This window comes from Dysgonomonas sp. 511 (assembly GCF_010501105.1).
Taxonomy (GTDB): domain Bacteria; phylum Bacteroidota; class Bacteroidia; order Bacteroidales; family Dysgonomonadaceae; genus Dysgonomonas.
Genome location: NZ_QVMQ01000001.1, coordinates 137138 through 160027, shown reverse-complemented (window position 1 = coordinate 160027; position 22890 = coordinate 137138). Strand labels below are relative to the sequence as shown.

At 42.6% G+C, this 22890-nt stretch carries 25 protein-coding genes; 20 read left to right on the top strand and 5 right to left on the bottom strand.

Annotated elements, in window-relative coordinates:
* Positions 1-22 precede the first annotated feature (22 nt).
* The 17 genes from D0T57_RS00635 to D0T57_RS00555 all read left to right on the top strand — a co-directional run bounded on the left by D0T57_RS00635 (position 23) and on the right by D0T57_RS00555 (position 14029).
* Positions 23-1150 carry an acyltransferase gene (locus D0T57_RS00635; RefSeq protein ID WP_163269817.1) on the top strand — a complete coding sequence of 376 codons (1128 nt, stop codon included), beginning with the start codon at positions 23-25 and terminating at the stop codon, positions 1148-1150.
* Positions 1150-1716 (top strand): aminodeoxychorismate/anthranilate synthase component II, encoded by a 567-nt coding sequence (locus D0T57_RS00630; protein ID WP_163269815.1) that lies wholly within the window; start codon positions 1150-1152, stop codon positions 1714-1716. The genes D0T57_RS00635 and D0T57_RS00630 overlap by 1 nt, the downstream gene beginning before the upstream one ends.
* A gap of 178 nt (positions 1717-1894) precedes the next feature.
* Positions 1895-2893 (top strand): anthranilate phosphoribosyltransferase, encoded by a 999-nt coding sequence (gene trpD / locus D0T57_RS00625; protein ID WP_163269813.1) that lies wholly within the window; start codon positions 1895-1897, stop codon positions 2891-2893.
* Between the two features lie 145 nt (positions 2894-3038).
* The gene (locus tag D0T57_RS00620; RefSeq protein ID WP_163269811.1) at positions 3039-3584 is read left to right on the top strand and encodes a hypothetical protein; all 546 of its coding nucleotides are present in this window, start codon (positions 3039-3041) and stop codon (positions 3582-3584) included.
* A 32-nt stretch (positions 3585-3616) separates the two neighbouring features.
* Positions 3617-4825 (top strand): MFS transporter, encoded by a 1209-nt coding sequence (locus D0T57_RS00615; protein ID WP_163269809.1) that lies wholly within the window; start codon positions 3617-3619, stop codon positions 4823-4825.
* 59 nt (positions 4826-4884) lie between these two features.
* On the top strand, positions 4885-5670 hold the full coding sequence (trpC, locus tag D0T57_RS00610; RefSeq protein WP_163269807.1) for an indole-3-glycerol phosphate synthase TrpC: 786 nt from the start codon (positions 4885-4887) through the stop codon (positions 5668-5670).
* 259 nt (positions 5671-5929) lie between these two features.
* Positions 5930-6538 (top strand): phosphoribosylanthranilate isomerase, encoded by a 609-nt coding sequence (locus D0T57_RS00605; RefSeq protein ID WP_368666890.1) that lies wholly within the window; start codon positions 5930-5932, stop codon positions 6536-6538.
* Positions 6525-7298, top strand: a complete 774-nt coding sequence (trpA, locus tag D0T57_RS00600) for a tryptophan synthase subunit alpha (RefSeq protein WP_163269803.1) — start codon at positions 6525-6527, stop codon at positions 7296-7298. The genes D0T57_RS00605 and trpA overlap by 14 nt, the downstream gene beginning before the upstream one ends.
* A gap of 118 nt (positions 7299-7416) precedes the next feature.
* Positions 7417-8037: a hypothetical protein gene (locus D0T57_RS00595; RefSeq protein WP_163269801.1), complete on the top strand. Its 621-nt coding sequence runs from the start codon at positions 7417-7419 to the stop codon at positions 8035-8037.
* Between the two features lie 38 nt (positions 8038-8075).
* Positions 8076-9173 carry a glycosyltransferase gene (locus D0T57_RS00590; RefSeq protein ID WP_163269799.1) on the top strand — a complete coding sequence of 366 codons (1098 nt, stop codon included), beginning with the start codon at positions 8076-8078 and terminating at the stop codon, positions 9171-9173.
* Positions 9174-9360: 187 nt separating this feature from the next.
* Complete coding sequence (gene rpmB, locus D0T57_RS00585; protein ID WP_163269797.1) at positions 9361-9600, top strand: 50S ribosomal protein L28; 240 nt, start codon at positions 9361-9363, stop codon at positions 9598-9600.
* An 18-nt stretch (positions 9601-9618) separates the two neighbouring features.
* Positions 9619-9807, top strand: a complete 189-nt coding sequence (gene rpmG, locus D0T57_RS00580) for a 50S ribosomal protein L33 (RefSeq protein ID WP_101689590.1) — start codon at positions 9619-9621, stop codon at positions 9805-9807.
* A 14-nt stretch (positions 9808-9821) separates the two neighbouring features.
* Positions 9822-9983 (top strand): DUF4295 domain-containing protein, encoded by a 162-nt coding sequence (locus tag D0T57_RS00575; RefSeq protein WP_163269795.1) that lies wholly within the window; start codon positions 9822-9824, stop codon positions 9981-9983.
* 224 nt (positions 9984-10207) lie between these two features.
* Positions 10208-11161 carry a signal recognition particle-docking protein FtsY gene (gene ftsY, locus D0T57_RS00570; protein ID WP_163269793.1) on the top strand — a complete coding sequence of 318 codons (954 nt, stop codon included), beginning with the start codon at positions 10208-10210 and terminating at the stop codon, positions 11159-11161.
* Between the two features lie 3 nt (positions 11162-11164).
* Positions 11165-12460, top strand: coding sequence for a 30S ribosomal protein S12 methylthiotransferase RimO (rimO, locus tag D0T57_RS00565; RefSeq protein WP_163269791.1), 1296 nt, complete (start codon positions 11165-11167; stop codon positions 12458-12460).
* A 17-nt stretch (positions 12461-12477) separates the two neighbouring features.
* Positions 12478-12768, top strand: a complete 291-nt coding sequence (locus D0T57_RS00560; protein WP_163269789.1) for an HU family DNA-binding protein — start codon at positions 12478-12480, stop codon at positions 12766-12768.
* On the top strand, positions 12761-14029 hold the full coding sequence (locus tag D0T57_RS00555) for an HU family DNA-binding protein (RefSeq protein WP_163269787.1): 1269 nt from the start codon (positions 12761-12763) through the stop codon (positions 14027-14029). Before D0T57_RS00560 ends, D0T57_RS00555 begins: the two co-directional genes overlap by 8 nt.
* Positions 14030-14087: 58 nt before the next feature.
* Here the strand turns inward: D0T57_RS00555 and D0T57_RS00550 are convergent, their stop codons facing one another.
* The 3 genes from D0T57_RS00550 to D0T57_RS00540 all read right to left on the bottom strand — a co-directional run bounded on the left by D0T57_RS00550 (position 14088) and on the right by D0T57_RS00540 (position 17543).
* Positions 14088-14891 (bottom strand): phosphorylcholine transferase LicD, encoded by an 804-nt coding sequence (locus tag D0T57_RS00550; RefSeq protein ID WP_163269785.1) that lies wholly within the window; start codon positions 14889-14891, stop codon positions 14088-14090.
* Positions 14892-15082: 191 nt separating this feature from the next.
* A complete protein-coding gene (locus D0T57_RS00545) occupies positions 15083-16090 on the bottom strand; it encodes a glycosyltransferase family 2 protein (protein ID WP_221412268.1) in 1008 nt (335 codons plus the stop codon).
* Entirely contained in the window at positions 16077-17543 is a 1467-nt protein-coding gene (locus D0T57_RS00540; RefSeq protein ID WP_163269781.1) for a lipopolysaccharide biosynthesis protein, read from the bottom strand. The genes D0T57_RS00545 and D0T57_RS00540 overlap by 14 nt, the downstream gene beginning before the upstream one ends.
* A gap of 176 nt (positions 17544-17719) precedes the next feature.
* On the opposite strand from D0T57_RS00540, the gene D0T57_RS00535 reads away from it, so the two are divergent.
* Complete coding sequence (locus D0T57_RS00535) at positions 17720-18319, top strand: nitroreductase family protein (RefSeq protein ID WP_163269779.1); 600 nt, start codon at positions 17720-17722, stop codon at positions 18317-18319.
* Positions 18320-18396: 77 nt separating this feature from the next.
* Here the strand turns inward: D0T57_RS00535 and ribF are convergent, their stop codons facing one another.
* Both ribF and D0T57_RS00525 read right to left on the bottom strand, forming a co-directional pair.
* The gene (gene ribF / locus D0T57_RS00530) at positions 18397-19329 is read right to left on the bottom strand and encodes a riboflavin biosynthesis protein RibF (RefSeq protein ID WP_163269777.1); all 933 of its coding nucleotides are present in this window, start codon (positions 19327-19329) and stop codon (positions 18397-18399) included.
* Positions 19330-19339: 10 nt separating this feature from the next.
* On the bottom strand, positions 19340-19972 hold the full coding sequence (locus D0T57_RS00525; RefSeq protein WP_163269775.1) for an HAD family phosphatase: 633 nt from the start codon (positions 19970-19972) through the stop codon (positions 19340-19342).
* A gap of 364 nt (positions 19973-20336) precedes the next feature.
* Here D0T57_RS00525 and recO point away from each other — a divergent pair, with 364 nt between their 5' ends.
* Positions 20337-21059, top strand: a complete 723-nt coding sequence (gene recO / locus D0T57_RS00520; protein ID WP_163269773.1) for a DNA repair protein RecO — start codon at positions 20337-20339, stop codon at positions 21057-21059.
* Positions 21060-21089: 30 nt separating this feature from the next.
* Complete coding sequence (locus D0T57_RS00515; RefSeq protein ID WP_163269771.1) at positions 21090-22883, top strand: hypothetical protein; 1794 nt, start codon at positions 21090-21092, stop codon at positions 22881-22883.
* Positions 22884-22890: the final 7 nt, after the last annotated feature.

The window sequence follows — 22890 nt, the reverse complement described above, 5'->3', positions numbered from 1 at the left end:
TAAAAAGCTAATATATTCACTTATGCAAACGAAAGACCCAAAGCAAAAGAAAAAGAACACAATACTGGGAGCAGACCTCACCCACCGTATCTATGGGCTCGATATATTGCGTGCCTACGCAATTATATCTATTTTTATAAACCATACTTACGAATATTTCCCCGAAGAGTATCATCACGCTATGAGGTATTCTACGCAACAGGGTGTGCCCATCTTCTTTGTCCTCAGCGGGTTCCTTATCGGCAATATCCTTATAAAGTCTTTTAAGGAAGAAGCCCTCGATGGAAAATTGCTGCTCCGTTTCTGGACAAACAGATGGATGAGGACATTGCCACTTTATTATATTATACTGGCACTCCTGTTCTTTTGCACATATGTACTGCACCTTGCTCCTGAGCCCGACCCCGAAAAGTTTGGCCTGCTGGAGAAAAGCAGCTACCTGGTCTTTCTCTATAATTTTGCATGGGAAAAGTTCCCGTTCTTTGCCGAAGCATGGACACTGGCAGTAGAAGAATGGTTTTATCTTCTTACACCACTCTTTATCTTCTTTTTCCGAAAATGTGGTTTTAGTCTGCGGCAATCCGTACTCACTACCATCATCCTTGTCATATTTATAGGAACCAATATCAGGGCATACCGCATTATACACAATATTTCTATCACCCATCAGGTATTGCCCAACCTCGACTGTCTGATGTACGGCATTCTTGGTGCATATATCAACACCTACCATAATAAATGGTGGACAAATCATCAGCGTATATACTTTGTGCCGGGCTTGATACTATTTCTGCTGGTGGGGTTTCAATGGGTATTCGAAGTAAATCTTGTCAGTGTCTTGTTTGCCTCCACAGTTTTGTCAATAGGCATATTGCTGATGATGCCTTTCTTCGATTCCCTGAAAACAGGTTCGGGTATAATCTATAAGTTCCTTACATATACCAGCCTGATCTCATACTCGCTGTATTTGCTCCATTTTTCGTTCTTCAAATACTCTATCCTGCCACATCTGAGTGCCGTTTTCGGATTGAGCAATATGATGAAAGTCGTCCTGGTATTTGTTGTAACCTACGCGCTGGCAACATTATCATATAAATATATAGAGCGTCCGTTCATGAATATGAGGCGGAAAATTAAATTCCTGAAATAATGAAAATACTGATTTTCGACAACTACGATTCGTTTACATACAACCTTGTCCATCTGGTAAAAGAACTGGGATATGCCGATGTAGATGTGTACCGGAACGACAAAATTGCGCTGGAAGATATTGGCCGATACGATAAGGTCATCCTCTCTCCGGGGCCGGGAATCCCCTCCGAAGCCGGATTGCTACTACCCCTGATAAAAGAGTATGCCGGCAGGAAGCCCATACTGGGCGTATGTCTCGGGCATCAGGCTATAGGCGAATCGTTTGGTGCAAAGCTGGTAAACCTCGAAGATGTATATCATGGCGTGGCCACCCAAATAGAGGTTAGCAAACCCGACTATATTTTCGATGGGTTAGGGCACAATATCGAAGTCGGGCGCTACCATTCGTGGATAGTAGATAGCAACCATCTGCCCGAATGCCTGGAAATAACGGCAACCGACAGCAACGGGCAAATAATGGCTCTCCGCCACAGGGAGTACGATATACATGGTGTGCAGTTTCACCCCGAATCGGTATTGACGCCAGACGGTGAGGCTATAATCAGGAATTTCTTGAAAAACTAAATAACGTGAGTTCGAGAAGAAGAACAGTATGCAATCAATTGTTTACCAAAACATATGAAGTAAAACTCCGTGCCCTTTGTGGTAAAAAATAAGATTTAACCACAAAGCTCACAATGTTTTACACAAAGTTCACAAGGGAAACCCATAACTAACTGATGTCTAAAAGCTAAAATATACAATGAAACAAATACTAAACCGCCTGTTCGAACACCAATACCTGAACCGCGCCGAGGCCAAAGAAATACTGACCAAAATGGCGGCAGGAGGATACAACGAGTCGGAAATAGCAGCATTTATCAGCGTCTTCCTTATGCGCAGCATCAGCGTTGACGAGTTTCTCGGATTTTCCGATGCCTTGCTCGACCTCCGGGCGAATGTGGACGCGCTTGCCGCCTATAATCCTATCGACATTGTAGGTACGGGTGGCGACAATAAGAATACGTTCAACATCTCTACGCTTGCCTGCTTCGTAGTAGCAGCATCCGGCTACAAAGTGGCTAAACACGGTAACTACGGAGCAACTTCCGTTAGCGGGGCATCGAATGTGATGGAGCAGCATGGAGTGAAATTTACTCAGGATGTAGGTAAGCTCGAAAAGTCGATTGACAGAACAAACATAGCCTACCTGCACGCCCCCTTGTTCAACAATGCGCTGAAAGTAGTAGCCCCTGTAAGGAAAGCGTTAGGAGTACGTACTTTTTTCAATATGCTTGGCCCTGTGGTCAACCCTATACGGCCTAAGCGGACTGTGCTGGGTGTTTTTAACCTGAAAATGGCACGCCTATATTCCTATATGTACCAGCAGACGGATGTAGATTACTCCATTGTGCATAGCCTCGATGGATACGACGAGATATCGCTGACCAGCGACTTCAAAATAATTAATAAGTTTGAAGAAAAAATACTCAGCCCGCAGCAAATAGGCTTGGCTAAATGTATGGAAGAAGACCTGTACGGCGGCGAAACACCCGAAGATGCCGCAAGCATATTCGACAACGTCATCAACAATACAGCTACTATAGCACAGAAAAATGCAGTAATAGCCAATGCCGCTACAGCCATTCAGACCATAGACTCGCACCTGTCGTTTGAAGAAGCAATAGCCAAAGCGCAGGAAACGATAGACAGCGGAAGGTTGAAAAAGACATTCGGGCAATTTTTGGAACTGAATACGTAACACATACTTTGCCGTCCTGACAACAAGAAGGAAAAGTATGCACCTGCAAATATTATTTATTACTTTATAGCCAATTTGCATACCGGCATAAAACAGTTTCCTTAATTTTACATCCGCTTATTAACTTTTATAAATACATTAAATTATGAACTGGACTACAGAACTACCATTTATCCTTGACGGTGTCGAAGGCGACCTTCGGCTCACTTATACCCCGATGGGGCAAAAATTCTATCAAAACGGTGTAGAAATAAAAAGAAGCGGCTCCGGATTTGGCGGACAAAAATACAAAGTACAGACAACCGACGGCGGCGACAATGTTGTTAAAGTAAAGGCGAATATAAAAACAGGACGCCAGATAGTATATAGAGGCGAAACGGTCAATCTGGAAACACCTCTCAGCGCAATGAGTACGATATTGTCTATGCTTCCTTTTGTATTCATCGTTGTAGCTATTGTGGTTTTCTCGCATGGGCAGATCGGTATATTAGGCGGAGCTCTACTAGGAGGATGCGGCGCATTGGGTATGCTGGCTTCGGCAAATATAATACGTAGTGAGAATAATTTTGTAAAGCAACTTCTATATACCTTGGTTGTGTCGGTAGCTACTACATTATTATTCTTCGCTTTAGCCATAATTTTAGGGCTGATCTTCGGAACAATCTTAGGGGTTGCAATGTTTGCTTTCTAACAAACTCTAAGATTGTTTTTAAACGTATATAAATGACTGAAATTTCTAAAAAACGAATCCGGCTTGCCATCTTCTTCCTCTACTTTTGTAGTGGTATATGCTTTTCGAGCTGGGCAAGCCGGATTCCCGATATCAAAACAACACTCGGGTTGGGTGACGCTGCCTGGGGGACAATCCTGTTGATGATACCAATAGGGCAGGTTTGTGGTATGACAATATCGGGGCTACTCATCTCGCGGGTAGGCAGCAGGAAGATATTACCCATTGCATTGGTTGCCTATGCTGCCGGGCTACTTCTTATCGGATTATCAGCGAGTGAATATGCGCTGATTATCAGCCTTATCATTTTCGGGTTCTGCGGAAATTTTACTAACATATCCGTCAATACACAGGCCGTAACCGTAGAAGCTATGTACGATAAGCCGATAATGGCATCGTTTCATGGCGGATGGAGCCTAGCCGGACTGGCGGGTGCTGCCATCGGGCTTTTGATGTCGGCCACGCGCATTGAGCCTATTTATCATTTCTGCATTATAGGCATACTTGTATTTATCTCAGTCATTATTAATACACGTTATCTGCAACCCGACCTGCAAAAAGAAAAAGACCCTGCCGAAGTAGCAGCAAAGAAAAAGCGTAAGCCCGAAACATTCCTCTTCCTGCTGGGTATCGTAGCCTTCTGCGGAATGGCTGCCGAAGGGGCAATGGCAGACTGGAGCGGATTGTACCTTATCGATGTTGTTGGTTCGCCGGCGCACCTTGCACCTCTGGGGCTGGCTGCCTATATGGTAACAATGGCTTCGGGGCGGTTTCTGATAGATAAAGCCACCCAGCGATGGGGACGCCAACGCGTGATACAGGCCGGAGGGGCACTTATTGCCATCGGGCTTTTCTCGGCAGTAGCATTTCCCCATCTTATCACTACCATCATTGCATTTATGATTATAGGTTTTGGTACGGCGGGCATTGTCCCCACCATCTATAGCATAGCCGGACAACGGACAAAGATATCGACCAGTGTCGCCCTTACCATCGTCTCCAGCGTGAGTTTCCTTGGGTTTCTTATGGGGCCTCCATTGATAGGTTATATATCAAGTGCGACTAATCTGAGATATTCGTATGCGCTGATCGGAGTGTTCGGCATCTGCATTGTGGTGCTGGCTTCGATGATAAAGATATTCAAAAAAGAGACCCCCTTGCCCCCAAAGGAGGACAATCCGGGTAAGAATATTATAGTATAAATAAATACCCTCTTTGCGGCCTCCACTTGGGGAGGTTGGTGGGGCTAAATAAGAAAATTATGGCTAATATACTAGACAAAATCATTGCTAACAAGAAAAAGGAAGTAGAAGCACAGAAGCAGCAATATAGCATCGACGGTATGATGCGCCTCATTGTAGATTCTGAAGAACGTCCGAAATCATTTAAAGAAGCATTAGTAAATTCGCCGACCGGCATTATCGCCGAATTTAAACGCCGTTCGCCATCGCGCGACTGGATTTTCAAGGATGCGAAAGTAGAAGATGTTGTTCCTCTTTATTCCAAAAACGGAGCGAGCGCAATCTCTGTACTTACCGATATGGACTTTTTCGGCGGCGAACTCGAAGACCTGAGAGTAGCAAGAACCTTGACCGATACCCCCCTGTTGCGCAAAGATTTTGTAGTAGACGAATATCAGCTTTATCAGGCTGCGTGGAAAGGGGCGAGCGCAATTTTGCTTATTGCTTCTGCTCTTACGATAGATGAAACAAAGAAGTTGGCTGCTAAAGCAAAGGGGCTGGGACTGGACGTTTTGCTCGAAATACATAACGGACAAGAATTGGCTCACATAAATGGCAATGTAGATGTTGTAGGCGTAAACAACCGTAATCTGGGTACATTCGTTACCGATATACAGGTTTCGTTCGACCTGGCGGATAAAATACCCGGCGATTTTATTAAAATTTCGGAAAGCGGTATCTCTCAGCCACAAACAGTAAAAGACCTACAGACTGTGGGTTATAAAGGATTCCTTATGGGCGAGAACTTTATGAAGACAAATAATCCGGGAAAGGCTTTGGAGGAGTTTATAAAGCAGTTGGGATAATAAAAATGTGAATCGGGAGTAGAAAAGTTTATCTATATAACACCTCTCCCGGCCTCTCCAATAGGAGAGGGTAGAGCAAAGCTAAAATGGGAGAAAAGTAACAAGGAAAAAATAGCTAAAAAGCGTTACTTGTGTTACTTTTTAACTATGTTTTGTAAAATTAGGTTAAACTAATGCGGGTTTCCGGTAGGCTTAATAGTGTGAAGAAGTGAAAAAAGTAACATCAAAAGAATAGCTTATGCTGATTAAAGTGTGCGGGATGAAATATCCCCACAACATAAAGGAACTTAATGCTTTACCCATCAATCTTATGGGGATGATTTTCTATAATAAATCGCCCCGCTATATAGATAATCTGGAATGGGAGGATATCAGGGATGTATTGCACCCCGAAATAGGAAGAGCAGGCGTCTTTGTGAATGCAGGCATGGATTACATTCTACAGATGGCAGAAAAATACAGGCTCGGCACTGTGCAGTTGCACGGGAACGAATTGCCGGAATTTTGTAAAGAACTAGCTACGTATATGCCTGTTATCAAAGCATTCAGTATTGCTGAGGCTTCTGATTTCGAACAGGCGGAGCAATACGAAGCTATCAATGGATATTTCCTTTTCGACACCAAAACTCCTCAATATGGAGGCTCGGGACAAAAGTTCGACTGGAATATTTTAGACAATTATCAAGGAGATACTCCATTTTTACTAAGTGGCGGAATTTCAGCCGACGATGTAGAAGCAATCAGGAAAATTAAGCATCCGAAATTTGCTGGAGTAGACCTTAACAGCAGGTTCGAAACCCAGCCCGGAATGAAAGATATAAAACAATTACAGCAATTTATAAAAGCACTGAACGATGAACAGGATTAAGCAACTTTTCGAGAAGAAACAAAAGGATATATTATCCATCTATTTCACAGCAGGTTTTCCTCAGTTAAATGACACTTGCAATATTATACGCGAACTGGAGGCCAACGGCATAGACCTGATTGAGGTAGGCATCCCTTTCTCCGACCCTATGGCAGACGGCCCTACGATACAAGACAGTGGGACGATTGCCCTGCGCAATGGTATGACCTTGAGCCTATTGTTCGACCAGTTGAAAGATATCCGCAAAGATGTAAAGATGCCGCTGATAATGATGGGGTATCTCAATCCGATAATGCAATACGGATTCGAAAACTTTTGCAAGAAATGCAACGAGACTGGTATCGACGGTGCTATCATTCCCGATCTGCCTTTCGACGATTATATGAATGAGTATAAAGCTATTGCCGACAAATATGATATAAAGGTGATAATGCTTATCACTCCCGAAACTTCGGACGAACGTATCAGGCAGATAGACGAACACACCGATGGCTTTATCTATATGGTTTCGTCGGCCGCCACTACAGGCGCACAAAAAAGCTTCGATGAAAAGAAGCAGGACTATTTCCGCAAGATAAACAATATGAACCTGCGCAACCCGCGTCTTATAGGCTTCGGGATATCCAACAAAGCAACCCTAGAGGCTGCTCAGGCAAATGCCGGCGGGGCTATTATCGGAAGTAAGTTTATCACCCTGCTGAAAGAAAATAAAGACGTGAAAGAAGCCGTAAAGGCATTGAAAGAGGCTTTGAGTAAGTAATAATCGAAAATATTGTTTTTATTTCTTAGTATTTGCAAACTTACCTGCCATATGGCAGTGTTTATCAGCTATTGGCTTTTAACTTTGCTTCTTAACAAAAAACTAAGAACTGTAAAATATGAAACCATCCGATTTTGAGAAACTTGAAAAAGACACCTTTTTCAAAAAGACTTATCTAAATAAGACCCCATGGTGGAAAACACTGGCGATGCTCCCCCCGGTGTTGTTGCTGTTTGTAGGGCTGGTCGGGCTGTTGTACCTGCTAAAAAGCGATATGCTAATATCCGTATATATGATACCCTATTTGTTGCTTTTTATGCTGGGGACGATATGGCTCAAGGCTGTGAAAAGGAATATACAAAAGACCAAGATGAGTGCCGACGGTTCGTTCCTGGTATGTATTGGCAAACCGTTGGGCGAAAAAGCCGGCTATACTTATGTTGCCTTCGCTAAAGACAACCGCAGGCATAGCCCCCATTATCTGAACACTCCGCTGAAATCTGTTTCGCTCGACGAAGTTCTGGCAAAGTATCCCTTGGATGAGCTGAAGAAAGATACCAAGCGAATAGAAATAGAAGATAGCAATGCCGAGATATTTGTAAAAGCTATTAGTGGCAAGGATATAAATAAGTCGAACCCGCAATGGGAGCAAAACGAAGGTTATCTGCCCCTGCTATATATCGACGACAGGTACTCTTTTGTAATCAAACCCAAAGATATAAGGCTTGTAGCTAAATAATCATTATCTTTGCAACTCGAAACAGACTTTATAACCGCATGAAAATTCTATTGATAGGCGAATATAGTCGCGCCCACCTTACACTGGCAGAGGGGCTGCGCAATTTAGGACACGAGGTACTGGTAGCTTCCGACGGCGATGGGTTTAAGAACTATCCGCGCGATGTGGATTTGACCCGCAAAAGTTCGGGGCTAATAGATACATTTACCAGCCTGATGTCTGTTTTGGGCAAGTTCGGGGAATTTAAAGGGTACGATGTCGTACAGCTTATAAACCCTTGTTTCACGACTCAGAATGTAAGGGTTAACCGCCATCTGTACAACAAGCTTCGCCGAAACAACAAGAAAGTATTTATGGGAGCTTTCGGCGACGACACGTATTGGGTAAAAGCCTGCCTGGGAAACAAGATATTCGACTATTCGGAGTTCTTTGTCGATGGCAAGCCTATCAATGTAGATTTCAACCAGCGGTTTATCGACAAATGGATAGATACACCCCTGGCAAAATTCAACGAAGACCTGGCCAAAGATGTAGACGGCATATCAGCCTGCCTGTACGAATATTATTGCTCGTACAAGCCATATTTTGCCGATAAGCTGAAATACATTCCATTGCCGCTCAATACAGCCGAGATAGAATTTCAGCCGATACCCGAAGAACCCGAGAAGGTTAACTTCTTTATCGGCATCAACAAAGTACGCGATAAGTTCAAAGGCACAGATGTAATGGAAAAGGCATTGGCGCGGGTAAAAGACAAATACCCCGACCAGGTGATAGTGACCCGCGTAGAGTCGGTAAGCTACGATGTTTACCAACAACTGATGTCGCAGGCTCACGTGGTACTCGACCAACTCTATTCGCACACTCCTGCTATGAATGCCCTATTGGCTCTGGCACAGGGGAAAGTAGTTGTAGGCGGCGGCGAGCCATATATCTACGAGTTGTACGACGATAGCAGCAACCAGCCTATCGTAAATGTACATCCGAATGAAGATGATGTATTCGACAAACTGGAATGGCTGGTGCTGAATAAGCAGCAAATACCTGATATATCGCGGAAAAGCCGGCAGTTTGTAGAGCAAAACCACGACTATATGGTCGTGGCAAAGAAATATCTGGAGTTCTGGAATAAATAAGAACTCCGCAAAACACCTTTATCACTCGGTGGTTTTATCGAAAAGTTGGGGCGGTATCATTTTTTCTAAATAAAAATAAGCACTTTAGCATTATAATTATTTGTTAGTTCGAAAAATATAACTAAATTTGCAACCCGATTTTGCACACGAAACATAATTAAGAATAACATAAAAAATCACAATAGCGATGTCCAAAATTTGTCAAATTACAGGAAAGAAAGCTATGGTTGGCAACAATGTTTCTCACTCGAACAAAAAGACAAAGAGAAAATTCAACGTCAACCTATTCAGAAAAAAATTCTACTGGGTAGAAGAAGATTGTTGGATCAGCCTAAATGTATCAGCTGCAGGGCTTCGTACCATCAATAAGATAGGATTGGATGCTGCTCTTAAGAGAGCTGCTGCCGATGGGTATTTGAACGCTTAATAACAGGAGGAACAGAAAATGGCTAAGAAAGCAAAAGGAAACAGAATTCAAGTGATACTTGAGTGCACAGAGCACAAAGAAAGTGGTATGCCAGGCACATCACGCTATATCACTACAAAAAACAGAAAGAATACGACAGAAAGGCTTGAATTGAAAAAATACAACCCTGTTCTGAGAAAAATGACCGTACACAAAGAAATAAAGTAAAAACAAGATAGACCATGGCAAAGAAAACAGTCGCAGGTTACCGTGACCCATCAGCAAAAGACGGTCGTAACTATGCAAAAGTAATCAAGATGGTAAAGTCGCCTAAAACAGGTGCTTATACATTCAAAGAAGAAATGGTTCCTAACGAATCAGTAAAAGATTTTTTCGCGAAATAATCTTACTAAAGATATTAAGAGAGAGGGTGTGTCATGAGTTTGAACACGCCCTCTTTGCTTTTAAGCGATTGGAGGATTCACTTAGGGCTTGCTGCGGAGTTTAGCCTGTGGTTTCATTAAAAGTGAAGATAACTTCAATTATTATCCGCTGAAATTCATTATCTTTGAAGTCAAAGCTGGTTAGAAGCTTATATTTGTTGAATAATAAAGGTTAGTAAATATTCATGGGATTATTTGATTTCTTTTCGAAACAGAAAAAAGAAACGCTGGATAAAGGTTTGGAGAAAACCAAAGAGTCGATGTTTTCAAAGCTGTCGCGAGCCGTTGCCGGAAAGTCGAAGGTAGACGATGAGGTGCTCGACGACCTCGAAGAAGTACTCATAACATCGGATGTCGGCGTAAATACCACATTGAAAATAATAGAGCGCATCGAAAAACGCGTATCTAAAGACAAGTATGTGAATACCGATGAATTGAACACCATTCTTCGCGATGAAATAGCCGACCTGCTTACCGAAAACAATACAGTCGACGCCGAAGACTTTTCGTTGCCGGGAGACGCCAAGCCATATGTAATAATGGTAGTCGGCGTAAACGGTGTAGGAAAAACAACCACTATAGGCAAGCTTGCCAACCAGTTTAAGAAAGCAGGGAAGTCGGTTTATCTCGGTGCTGCCGACACATTTCGCGCCGCTGCCGTAGAGCAGCTTGTAATCTGGGGCGAGAGGGTAGGAGTACCTGTGGTAAAACAGTCGATGGGCTCCGATCCTGCATCTGTGGCATTCGATACGTTAAGTTCGGCAAAGGCGAATGATGCCGATGTGGTAATAATAGACACTGCCGGGCGTTTGCACAATAAAGTGGGACTGATGAACGAACTTTCGAAGATAAAGAAAGTAATGGACAAGATAGTTCCGGGTGCGCCCAACGAAGTGTTGCTTGTTCTCGACGGTTCTACCGGACAGAATGCCTTCGAACAGGCGACACAATTTACCGTAGCTACCGATGTTACTGCGCTGGCAATTACTAAACTCGATGGTACAGCAAAGGGTGGGGTAGTGATCGGTATTTCAGACCAGTTTAAAATTCCGGTTAAATATATCGGGTTGGGAGAAGGAATCGACGACTTGCAGGTGTTCCGCCGCAAAGAATTTGTCGACAGCCTTTTTGGAGAATAAGAAATGAAGAAGAACAGAATAGATGTCATTACGCTCGGGTGTTCGAAAAACCTTGTCGACTCCGAGATGCTGATGAAGCAGTTACTCGCAAACGGTTACACAGTAAAACACGATCCTGAGAACCCGGAGGGAGAGATTGCAGTGATAAATACTTGCGGATTTATCGGCGATGCCAAGGAGGAGTCGATAAATATGATTCTCGAATTTGCAGAGGCAAAGAAAAACCGGGAGTTGAACAAGCTTTTTGTAATGGGCTGCCTTACCGAAAGGTATATGCAGGAACTCAAGATGGAGATTCCCGAAGTGGACGCCTTTTATGGTAAATTCGGATGGAAAGCCTTAATTGCTGATCTGGGCAAATCTTACAAACAGGATTTGGCGTTGGAGCGTGAAATCACTACGCCTAGCCATTATGCCTATTTGAAGATATCCGAAGGATGTAACCGTACCTGCTCATATTGCTCTATTCCGATAATGACAGGAAAACACCAGTCGCGCCCTATTGAGGAAATAGAAGAAGAAGTGCGCCGCTTGGTGGCATCGGGCGTGAAAGAGTTTCAGGTGATAGCGCAAGATCTGACTTTTTACGGTTACGATAATTATAAAGAGGCAAAGCTGCCCGAACTGATAGAACGCATAGCTAAGATAGAAGGTGTGGAATGGATTCGGTTGCATTATGCTTATCCGGCTAATTTTCCGTACGACCTGCTTCGTGTAATGCGCGAAAACGATAATGTATGCAAGTATCTGGACATAGCCTTACAGCACATAAGCGATAATATGCTGACCAAGATGCGCCGCAACCTGTCGAAGCAACAGACTTACGACCTGATGAAGCGTATCAGGGAAGAAGTACCCGGTATTCATCTGCGTACCACTCTGATGGTAGGGCATCCGGGAGAGACATATAAGGACTATGAGGAGTTGATCGAATTTGTAAAAGATATCCGGTTCGAACGCTTAGGCGCGTTTCCATATTCGCACGAGGATGGAACCTACGCTTACAATCATTACAGCGATGAGATTTCCGATGAATTGAAACAGGAGCGCATGGATTTGCTTATGGCTTTGCAGGAAAGGATAGCTTTGGAAACAAATGAAGAGAAAATAGGAAAGGTTCTTCGTGTCATAATAGACAGGGAAGAAGAAGATTACTATATAGGCCGTACCGAGTACGATTCGCCCGAAGTAGACCCCGAAGTTTTGGTCAAAAAGAATAAAATGCTTAATATTGGGGAGTTTTGCGAAGTGAAAGTAGTTGGCGCTCAGCCGTTCGACCTTTATGCAGAAGTTATTTAACCTTAATATATTCGTCTATGACTAATCAGGAACTAGTGAATGCATTATCAAAGCGATTGGGATGGACTCAACGCCAGACATCCGAAGTATTGGGTGCTACTATTTCTATAATCAATGGCAATCTGGAAGAAGGTAAAGCTATCAATATTCAGGGGTTCGGCTTATTCGAAACAAAGAAAAAAGCAGAACGTATTTCTGTAAACCCTGTATCGAAACAGCGATTCCTGATCCCTCCGAAAATATCCCTCGCATTTCGTCCCGGACAAACAATAAAAGATAACCTCAAAAAACTGGAAGTAAATGAGTGAAAGGTTGAGTCTACAAGATTTGATAGACCTGCTGGCAGATAGGCAGGGTATCACAAAGAAGGATGCGGAAACTTTTTTGCGTGAGTTTATCGCCGTTGTTTCCGAGAATATAGAAAGTGGTGAACCTGTAAAGATAAAGGAGTTTGGCGCATTCAAGCTGGTGAAGGTAAATGCCCGCAAGAGCGTGGATGTAAATACCGGAGAGGCTATTGAGATAGCGGCGCATTACAAGCTTAGCTTTACTCCCGACAAATCGTTGAAAGAAGCAATAAACCGTCCGTTCGCTCATTTCGAGAGTGTTGTACTCGAAGATGGAGTTTCTTTCGACAATGTAGAGGACGAAAAAGAAGACGAAGTTGGCGAAGTTGAAAAAGAATTGCCGGTAGAAGATCCTGGTGTGCAGGAGCAAGATGAGAATGTGGAAACCGAATCTCAATCCGGAACAGAAGCCATTCATTTTATCGCAGATAACGTTTCGCAGGAAGATACGGACGCGGAAGAAGAAGTGTTGCCTGTAGAGGAAGAAGTAGAAGAGTTCTTTATCGAAGAACCTGTAGCAGAGATAGAGCAAGTGGCAGACGAGGAAGACATAGAGCCGGTAGCCGAAGATACGGATTCTTCTGACATTGACGAAGATGATACGGAAGAAGATGACGAAGAAGACGAATTTGAAGCTCAATGGAAAGAATATCAATCAGAACGCCGCAAGCGTACAATCTGGACAATTATTATAATACTGTTGCTGCTGGCATTGGGATTTCTGGCTATGCGCTATTACGATGATATAAATAAATTTATAAAAGATCGTTTTTCTGCAACACCAGTTGTAGAACAGCCGAAGGATATTACTGTGGCCGATACATTGGCTGCAAAAGCAGATTCTTTGCAGAGTGATTCTACCCTGTTGTTAGCGGTAGATTCTCTTAAGGCAGATACGGCAAAAGTAGGTACGGCTCAAGCTGTAGAGCAGCCGAAGCAAGAGGTGAAGAAACCCGATCCGAAACCGCTGGGTGTTGTAACCCTACGGACAGGGCATACCTTGCGAAACATATCACTGCACTACTACGGGAACAAGTCGTTCTGGATATATATATATGAGGAGAATAAGGATAAAATAACTAATCCGAATAATATTCCTATAGGTACAAAACTTGTGATTCCTGCCCCTGCTAAATATGGTATAGACGTAAAGGACGCAAAATCGGTAGAAATAGCTAAAGCAAAAGAAACTAAGTTATTTAAAGATATGGGAATATACTAAGGTACAATGCTGATCGAAATAGAAAGAGGTTGCTCGCCAGAGTAGCCTCTTTTAGCCTTTATAAGTATTCTACATCTGTAAAGTGAATAGCTCTTTTATCTTTTGGTGGAATAACCATATAATCACCATACTGTTTTCTTAGATACCTGTCTACTGCATGAGGTGCAGAAAATTGGTGTCCTTCGAAAGTTACTTTACTGACAGGGAGCAAGTCTTCCATTTTACGGTCGAAATAAAAGTTAGAGCCGTAGTTATATATTACGTTATCAGGCTTAGTCACTACACTAATGCCTCTGCCTATCCATAGCAGGATATATCCAATAGGGAATAAGAATAAGGAAGTTATATATTCGAAAAAGTATTGAAAGGACTGGAAGGCTCGTCCTCGTTTCAACCGTCGGAAAGCCCTTCCGTAAAAGAGGTCTACCACCTTTTTATATCCTGTATATCCCCTTTCGAGTGGAAAAAGGTCGATGTAAATTCCTTTGACTTTATATGTAGCCATATCTTCCTCTTCGGAACGGATAATTGTGTTACAGTCCCTCACTTTAGAGAATAAGAAGCGGTAACTTTTCTCTCTAGGTGTTTGCAGATACAGATGTGGCGGAAGCTCTTCCGGAAGAATCTTAAGCAACTTAAGATAGTCGGGACGGAGCAACTCTATATCAATATCATCATCCCATGGGATGAATCCTCCATGCCGTATTGATCCAAGTAATGTTCCACCACTAAGCCAGTACGGAATATTGTGTTTATCACAGATATTGGTTACAGTAATCAAAATATCGAGCATCTGATACTGTAATTTTCTTAGCTCCGAACCTTCGGGGTTATATATTGCTCTTAAATCTTCTTTTTCCATTTGTTATAATCGTTCTTTCAGCATTTTTAATAAAGCCTCATATCCTTAAATGTAGAGGAAAGAGTGGTAATAAGCCGGGCAGTCTTTCATCGTTTTATTCATAAGGCTTCTTCTTACAAAAGAAAAGATAATTATTCAGATTCTAAAATTAATAGCGCTAATAATTGCCTTGTCTTATCTGCATTACCATATTATAGCCGTTCTTTCAATAATTTGAACAGGGTCTTATATCCTCTTACATTCAGATGCACGGGCAAGGATAATATTTTGCTGAAAGTCTTTCTTTCTTTACATGCAAATATCCATCTGAAAGCGATAGTTGCATTTAAGATATCTTTATCGTAATTCCCGCTTTTTATACCCTGTACGGATAGCTTTTTCATCCACAATCTGAGTGCTTTTAAATACTGGGTATTGGGCAGAGATGAAATATCTTTATCCCTTATCGCTGCATGAATTTGTAGTTCTTCTTCGTTGGGAACGAGTCCTATATGGCTGAGTTCGCGTTTGAGGATGTTGTTTGCCAAAAGGTCCAGATGCGCTTTTCGCTCCTTGCTTATATTGTTCCCGTGCCAACGGTACAGGGTCAGATGCTCTGGTATGTTTTTTAGGTTATAGGAATGCGAAAGCCTGCACCATAGTTCATAATCTTCAGCCAGAGGATAATCCTTATCGTATGGGTTGGCGGCTAACACTTGCCTGCGGATCATTATGCTCGATTGTACAAATGTATTGGCAAACAGCAGGGTACATTTAACTTCTTCGTCCGAAACAGACATATTTATCTTCTTGATTTCCCGGTTCTCGCCGTCAATCATTTTGCACCATGTACCGCAAAGGGCATAGCCGGGATTGTTGTCGAGGAAAGCGACTTGCTTACTCAATCTCAGAGGGAGGGATAAATCGTCGCTATCGAGAAAAGCGATATATTCACCTTCTGCCAAGCCTATCATACGGTTGCGGGTGTATATCAGCCCCTTGTTACCGTCGTTTTTATAATACCTGATCCTCTTGTCGGCATATGAGAGGGCTATGTCTTCGCTTTTGTCTGTCGAACCATCATTGATAAGTATCAGTTCCCAGTCGGTAAAAGTTTGACTGATAATACTCTGGATAGCAATAGATAAATACTTTTCAGCATTATAGATCGGCATCAGTACCGATACTTTAGGCAACTTTACCATATCATTCCCCTGCATTTGTTCTTTTGAATGATTGTTTTACAAAATTGATGGTCTCCTCTAATATTACCGAACCAAATAGTTTTACTATCAGTAGATACAGGCAACTGCCAGTAATAAGCGGAATGAAAAACAATAAGTATTTATTTTCCAGTCCGGTCTGGTGTAATAGAAGAGTCGGCAAAAAAGCAGCCCCGGCAATAACCATATAAGGAGCTATATCCGTTATCACTTCTTTGAGTGTGTACGAAATGGTTCTGCCCGCTATGTATATGCCACATAGGAAAGACAGTAGTCCGACTGCACTAACTCCCACCACCAATGCCGTCACTCCATACGACAAGCAAAATACGATGGCAGACAATAGAAAGGTATTCCTTATAATTTCGATATTCAACAATAAACCCGACTTTCCTTTAAACTGCAATAAAGAGCCTATAAGCACATAGAACGGATAGAAGGCACTGCCAATAGCTAATATCTGAACCAACGGAATCACGTCTTTCCATTCCGGTGGCAAGTATATGCTCACAATAGGATCGGCTAATACTATTAGCATCATGGCTACCGGGAAGGAGATAAATGCAGCTATTCGCACCACCTTTCTGAATACCTTTTTTTCCTCCTCTTCTCCTCCATCTATATTGGTAAGCAACGGATAAGCCACACTTTTTATTCCATCGCTGATAATGGACTGGGGTATAGTATTCAGTTTTACTCCTTGACTATAAGAGGCCACCTGTGTAAAATCAAATTTTTTACCTATTATCAGCGGAGCTATATTATTGCATATCTGGTTTAATAAAGCGGTAGCTAACAATTTAAGGCTATAAGGTGACATTTCCTTTATATGCCCGAATACAAAATTCTTTATCATAGCCGGTCTCCATCCTACAAATATCCAAAGGAATGTGCTACGCAGGAAATTCTGGAAAACCAGTTGCATGACAAGGCTCCATACTCCCATGCCATTATATGCCATCGTTATAGCTATCGCACCCGAAAGAACGCCGGCCAAGAGGGTTATCCGGGTATTGGTCTTAAAGTTCATTTCCCTTATCAAGTGTACGTTTTGCACAATGCCGAACGAACTGAATACAAATGAAAGGAATATGACACGCGAAAGGTTTGTAAGTATAGGCTTTCCGTAAAATTGGCTAATCAAAGGTGCACAGGCGAAAAATACGATGTATATAGATAGGCTTACTATTATATTGAAGTAGAAAACCGACGTATATTCTTCCTGCAATACCCGTTTCTTCCTTATAAGGGCCGACGAGAAGCCACTTTCCTGTAAGATGTTGGCTACGGCTGTAAACACTGCCAGTATGCCCACAATACCAAAGTCTTCTTTCAAAACCAAGCGGGCAAGTATGTAAAAGAAGACAAACTGAATGACTTGTTGTCCCCCCTTGTCTACAAAGCTCCAGAATAGAGCCAGCCCGGTTTTCCTTTTTAGTGGTTGCGACATATTTGGATATTGTTGGTACAAAGGTAAATAAAATACTACAACTTACCGAAAAAGTAATTTTATAGTATCTTCTAGTGGCTGTTTTAAATTTAAACAATTATCAAAAACATTTCCACCCCCTTCGTGTTAATATAGATAAACTACATGTAATAAAAAACAGAAAAATTTAGAAAGTAATGAGAAATTTTAAAGCAGCTATCGAAAACCGCAGAACATATTATAATCTGAGCAGCAAAAGTCTTATATCCGACAACGAGATAAAAGAGATACTCGATTTTGCCATACTGCACGTGCCATCGGCATTCAATTCGCAATCGACAAGGGTGATCTTGCTACTGGGCAAACAGCACAAGCTGTTATGGGAAATCGTAAAGAACACACTTAAGAAGATCGTTTCGCCCGAAGCTTTTGCCAATACCGAGGCCAAGATAGATACAGCCTTTGCTTCGGGATATGGTACGGTATTGTTCTACGAAGATATGTCGGTGGTAGAAGGCCTGCAAAATGCTTTCCCATCTTACAAAGACAACTTCCCTGTATGGTCGCAACATACGAGTGCCATGCACCAGTTTTCGATATGGACAATGCTCGAAGATGCCGGATTCGGAGCGTCGTTGCAGCACTACAACCCGATAATAGACGAAGAGGTTGCCAAAGCCTTTGCCATAGAACCGAAATGGAAGCTTATCGCTCAAATGCCTTTTGGCGTACCTACCGGCGAAACAGGCCCTAAAGAATATCAACCGCTGGAAAACAGAGTGATAGTAAAACAGTAATTATCTCCCTATATATGAATTGAAAAGCAGGCTCCTTGTAATAATCGAGCCTGTTTTTATTTCATGGAAAAGCGACTCTATTCTGATAAATTAGACAGTATCTTCAATACCTTCTCTTTATCATTCCGAATACTTTCCTTTAATGTTTCCAGATTGGAGAACTTCTCATCGGGACGAACAAAATCGAGAAACTCGGCTGTCAGTTCTTTATTGTACAAGTCGCCGTCGAAATCGAACAGGTTGACCTCTATACTTATATTATCGCCATTGTGCAGAGTCGGGCGTTTGCCAATGTAGAGCATTCCCCCATACCGCTGCCCCTCCACATATACATATACGGCATATACACCAAAGGCTGGGATAACCTTATAAGTCTCCCATACTTCCACATTGGCTGTAGGGAAACCTATTGTCCGGCCTACCTTAAAGCCCTCTACTATCTTGCCCGATATGGTATAATTGTACGACAGAAGCTTAGCTACCTTGCGTACATATCCTTCGCTCAACATCTTGCGTATGCGCGACGAGCTTACGTGATCCGCACTCGGAAGTTCTTCGGCTTCTATCACATTTATCCCCAGGCTTTCGCCATAACGTTTGTAGTCGGCAAAGCCATCCTCCCGGTTGTGTCCGAAACGGTGGTCGTAACCAATAACCAGCGTGTCTACATTGAGCTTATCGCGAAGAATATCGCGCATAAATTCTTCGGCAGACAGCTCCGATATTTCTACCGTGAAATCGAGGCTTATGCAATAGTCGATACCTGTAGACGCCAGCCTTTCTATCTTTTCGTCGAAACCGCATAGCAAGGCAGGTACATAGTCCCTGTGCAATACCTTGCGCGGATGCACGGGAAAGGTTATGACGGCAGATGGTAAGCCCCTTTTCGCAGCCTCTTCTTTTACCTGCTCTATCAGGTAGCGATGGCCGGAGTGCACACCGTCGAAAAAGCCTATGGTAGCCACCAGAGGCGGATGCTTCGCTTTATTATATTTGTCGATTAATTGCATTTTTATGTATTTACAGCAATCCTTTGTCCACAAAAACCTTTCTTAAGTCTTCGGCCTGGTCAGTGAGGTAAGTCTGGAATCCCAATTGTTGGGCAACTTCTATATTTGTCTTACCATCGTCGAAGAATATGGTTTCGGCAGGGTTCATTCCCGAATCTGCGATTACATGTTCATAAATCTCTTTGTCGGGTTTTGCACAACCGATTTTATACGAAATGTAACACTTGTCGAAGAATGCGCCTATAGGCAGCCCTTCGGGCGAGAAATCGGGTGTGGTAGCCCATCCCATAATAGCAGGGTTGGTGTTGCTCAGCAGATACACATTGTATTTTTTTCTCAGTTCTTTCAGCAGTTCCAGTTTATATTCCGGCAGCCCGTCGAGGAAGGCAAGCCATCCTGAATCAATATCCTTATCCGAAATATCTTCGCGTCCTGCCAGCTTGCGAAACTCTTTGTAAAAATCTTCCTGGTTTATTTTCCCTTCTTCATACTCGAGGAAGATCCCTTTTTGCCGGAACTCGCCCAGATATTCGTCTATATTGGGGAAACCGATCTCAGCAAAGCGTTTCAAGGCTTTTTTCTTGTTTATATTTATTATTACTCCTCCGAAGTCGAACAAAATGTTTTTAATCTGAGTGCTCATATTATATATATTATTTTATGTAAATCTCTCTAAAAAGTAACACATGTAACACCTTTTTCGTTACTTTTTCCTGTTACCTTCTCTTTAGATACAGGTAAACAAGATACGAGACACAAGTTCATATTTTATCAACAATCAACTCGTTAACTCGTCTACTGGTATCTTGTGTCTCTCCAAAAAGTAACACATGTAACACCTTTTTTATATTTTCCTGCTGTTACTTTCCTCCCTCCGGAGGAACAGATGTCTTATATAGATAAAACAACCGGGAAAATATCAGGTACGAAGTTAGCTATTTATTCTGTACCTACCTTATTTTTTCAATTTTGTATTTGTATATTTGTTAATATAAAACCGATCGACAGTGCTGCATAAAACAAAGGGATTAGTACTGAGTACTATCAACTATAACGACAAATATATCCTCGCCCAGATTTTCACCGAATCGTTCGGGCGTGTGACCTATATGATATCCAAAGCCAAAGGAAAAAATACGAAGGTGCCTAAATCGTTGTTCTCACCGTTGGCCGTGCTCGAAATGGAGGTCGAGCACCAGGCTTCGCGCGACATACAACGCATAAGGGAAGCGAGGGCTGCTATGCACTTCTACGATATATCGGCCAATCTGGGCAAAACGTCGATGGCTTTTTTCCTGTCGGAATTTCTATCGCGTGTATTGCGCGATACAGGCGATAGCCAGCATCTTTTCTCGTTCATGGTGCAGTCGGTACAGATATTGGAAATGACAGACAAGAGCATCGCCAATTTTCATCTGGTGTTTATGCTTAAGCTTAGCCATTTCATGGGCTTCTATCCCAATCTGGAGGAATACCGCGAAAGCGACTTGTTTGATATGATTAATGGTGAGTTTGTCGCACACCAGCCGCACCACAAGCATTATCTCAACAGGAACGACAGCAAAGCCTTGTCGCTGCTCGCCAGAATCACTTTCGAGAATATGCACCATTTCGCATTTTCGCGGCAAGACAGGATAACGATAATAAACCGTATATTAGAATATTACAGGGTACATCTCTACGACTTCCCGGCACTGAAATCGCTGGATGTACTGCACGAATTATTTTGAGAATAACCTTCTATATTTTAAACAACACGAATGACACTCGAAGAAGTAAAAGAATCGTACAACACGCTGATAGCAAAAGAGGAGATAAAGTTATCGAAACTAAAAAAAGACATTTTCCGTATAGGCTCCGTGCGGCTGGCTATAGTAATAGGATGTATTGCAGCCTGTTATTTCCTATGGAGTGATATTGTAGCCGTAACAGTTACGATATTGTTGTCTGTCATTATCTTTCTTTTCTTCCTTAAATATCACAACAGGCTTTTTATCCGCAAACGGTATTGCGAACTGCTGATTGCCGATGCCCAAAATGAATTGAAGGCATTAAATTATGACTTTTCGGTATTCGACGGAGCAGCGGAAAAGGCTGACGCAAATCACAGCTACAGCCTCGACCTCGACCTGTTTGGCGAACGGTCTTTTTTTCAGTCCATCAACCGCACCGTTACCACCTTTGGGAAAGACAGCCTTGCCGATAGCTTGCTCGATGGCTATCAGCACAAAAACGAAATACTTGCCCAACAACAGGCTATAAAGGAGCTGACGCCTAAAGTGAAACTGGCCAGGCATTTCAGGGCTACAGGGCAGATGAGCCATGCAGGAGACTTAAACATCAATGACTTTTCGGAACAATTTCTGCAAACTAAGTTGATGGACCGGAACATCCTGAATTATTTTACATTTATAGCACCCGTTGCGTTTTTTGCATCTGCCGTCTTAGCCATTCTGAATGTTATCCCCGTGTCTGTTATCGGCTTATGCTGGACTATATTGTTTATGCTGAGCCTTATACCATTAAAAAATATAAATAAGAAAAAAGAACCGCTCGATAAAAAAGTAAGCATATTACAAACATATTCCGACCTGTTCGAGATAATAGAAAAAGAGAATTTCGAATCTGCATCATTAAACGGGCTGAAAGGGCAGCTAAATGGTAAGGTTCTCGCTTCGAAAGTTATATACCAACTGAAACGGTATTGCGACAATCTCGACCAATCGTCGAATGTACTTGGATTGCTCATCCTCAACCCGATATTCTTCTGGCATATACGCTATACACTAAAAATAGAGAGATGGATAAACACCCATAAAGAAGATGTGGGAAGATGGTTCGGTGTCCTAGCTAAATTCGACAGTCTTGTCTCACTAGCTATCTTTGCATACAATCATCCCGGCTATAGCTACCCTGAGGTTTCGGACAAACTATTGCTCGAAGGTAAAGATATGGGACATCCGATGATAAACCGCGACGCCTGTGTCTGCAACGATGTGCAGATCCCCCATCAGCCCTACTTCCTCGTGGTTACGGGGGCTAATATGGCAGGGAAAAGTACCTATCTGCGAACTGTAGGGGTCAATCTGGTCTTAGCTTGTGCCGGAGCACCCGTATGCGCTTCATCGCTGAAATTCTATCCTTACAGGCTGGTTACCAACCTGCGCACATCCGACTCGCTAAACGACAACGAATCGTACTTCTTTGCCGAACTCAAGCGATTGAAAATGATTATAGACCGTCTGAAATCGGGAGAACAATTATTCATCATCCTCGACGAAATACTGAAAGGCACTAACTCGGAAGACAAGCAAAAAGGCTCTATTTCGCTGATGAAGCAACTGGTATCGCTCAGCGGAAACGGAATAATAGCTACGCACGACCTTGTTTTAGGCAATCTGGAAAAAGAATTTCCCAGCGAAATAAAGAATTATCGTTTCGAGGCGGATATTAATGGCGAGCACTTGTCTTTTACTTACAAAATGAAAGAAGGTATTGCCCAGAATATGAATGCCAGCTTCTTGATGAAAAAAATGGGTATAACACTTGAATAACCCCCGG

What these genes read in the sequence shown, in the direction of transcription:
- D0T57_RS00535 (WP_163269779.1), top strand. Translation starts at nt 17,720, where the DNA reads ATGAGAAATTTTAAAGCAGCTATCGAAAACCGCAGAACATATTATAAT.
- D0T57_RS00545 (WP_221412268.1), bottom strand. Translation starts at nt 16,090, where the DNA reads ATGCAGGGGAATGATATGGTAAAGTTGCCTAAAGTATCGGTACTGATG.
- ribF (WP_163269777.1), bottom strand. Translation starts at nt 19,329, where the DNA reads ATGCAATTAATCGACAAATATAATAAAGCGAAGCATCCGCCTCTGGTG.
- D0T57_RS00590 (WP_163269799.1), top strand. Translation starts at nt 8,076, where the DNA reads ATGAAAATTCTATTGATAGGCGAATATAGTCGCGCCCACCTTACACTG.
- rimO (WP_163269791.1), top strand. Translation starts at nt 11,165, where the DNA reads ATGAAGAAGAACAGAATAGATGTCATTACGCTCGGGTGTTCGAAAAAC.
- rpmG (WP_101689590.1), top strand. Translation starts at nt 9,619, where the DNA reads ATGGCTAAGAAAGCAAAAGGAAACAGAATTCAAGTGATACTTGAGTGC.
- D0T57_RS00575 (WP_163269795.1), top strand. Translation starts at nt 9,822, where the DNA reads ATGGCAAAGAAAACAGTCGCAGGTTACCGTGACCCATCAGCAAAAGAC.
- trpA (WP_163269803.1), top strand. Translation starts at nt 6,525, where the DNA reads ATGAACAGGATTAAGCAACTTTTCGAGAAGAAACAAAAGGATATATTA.
- trpD (WP_163269813.1), top strand. Translation starts at nt 1,895, where the DNA reads ATGAAACAAATACTAAACCGCCTGTTCGAACACCAATACCTGAACCGC.
- D0T57_RS00525 (WP_163269775.1), bottom strand. Translation starts at nt 19,972, where the DNA reads ATGAGCACTCAGATTAAAAACATTTTGTTCGACTTCGGAGGAGTAATA.
- D0T57_RS00550 (WP_163269785.1), bottom strand. Translation starts at nt 14,891, where the DNA reads ATGGAAAAAGAAGATTTAAGAGCAATATATAACCCCGAAGGTTCGGAG.
- D0T57_RS00630 (WP_163269815.1), top strand. Translation starts at nt 1,150, where the DNA reads ATGAAAATACTGATTTTCGACAACTACGATTCGTTTACATACAACCTT.
- D0T57_RS00620 (WP_163269811.1), top strand. Translation starts at nt 3,039, where the DNA reads ATGAACTGGACTACAGAACTACCATTTATCCTTGACGGTGTCGAAGGC.
- trpC (WP_163269807.1), top strand. Translation starts at nt 4,885, where the DNA reads ATGGCTAATATACTAGACAAAATCATTGCTAACAAGAAAAAGGAAGTA.
- D0T57_RS00560 (WP_163269789.1), top strand. Translation starts at nt 12,478, where the DNA reads ATGACTAATCAGGAACTAGTGAATGCATTATCAAAGCGATTGGGATGG.
- D0T57_RS00555 (WP_163269787.1), top strand. Translation starts at nt 12,761, where the DNA reads ATGAGTGAAAGGTTGAGTCTACAAGATTTGATAGACCTGCTGGCAGAT.
- rpmB (WP_163269797.1), top strand. Translation starts at nt 9,361, where the DNA reads ATGTCCAAAATTTGTCAAATTACAGGAAAGAAAGCTATGGTTGGCAAC.
- D0T57_RS00515 (WP_163269771.1), top strand. Translation starts at nt 21,090, where the DNA reads ATGACACTCGAAGAAGTAAAAGAATCGTACAACACGCTGATAGCAAAA.
- D0T57_RS00605 (WP_368666890.1), top strand. Translation starts at nt 5,930, where the DNA reads ATGAAATATCCCCACAACATAAAGGAACTTAATGCTTTACCCATCAAT.
- D0T57_RS00635 (WP_163269817.1), top strand. Translation starts at nt 23, where the DNA reads ATGCAAACGAAAGACCCAAAGCAAAAGAAAAAGAACACAATACTGGGA.
- D0T57_RS00615 (WP_163269809.1), top strand. Translation starts at nt 3,617, where the DNA reads ATGACTGAAATTTCTAAAAAACGAATCCGGCTTGCCATCTTCTTCCTC.
- ftsY (WP_163269793.1), top strand. Translation starts at nt 10,208, where the DNA reads ATGGGATTATTTGATTTCTTTTCGAAACAGAAAAAAGAAACGCTGGAT.
- D0T57_RS00540 (WP_163269781.1), bottom strand. Translation starts at nt 17,543, where the DNA reads ATGTCGCAACCACTAAAAAGGAAAACCGGGCTGGCTCTATTCTGGAGC.
- D0T57_RS00595 (WP_163269801.1), top strand. Translation starts at nt 7,417, where the DNA reads ATGAAACCATCCGATTTTGAGAAACTTGAAAAAGACACCTTTTTCAAA.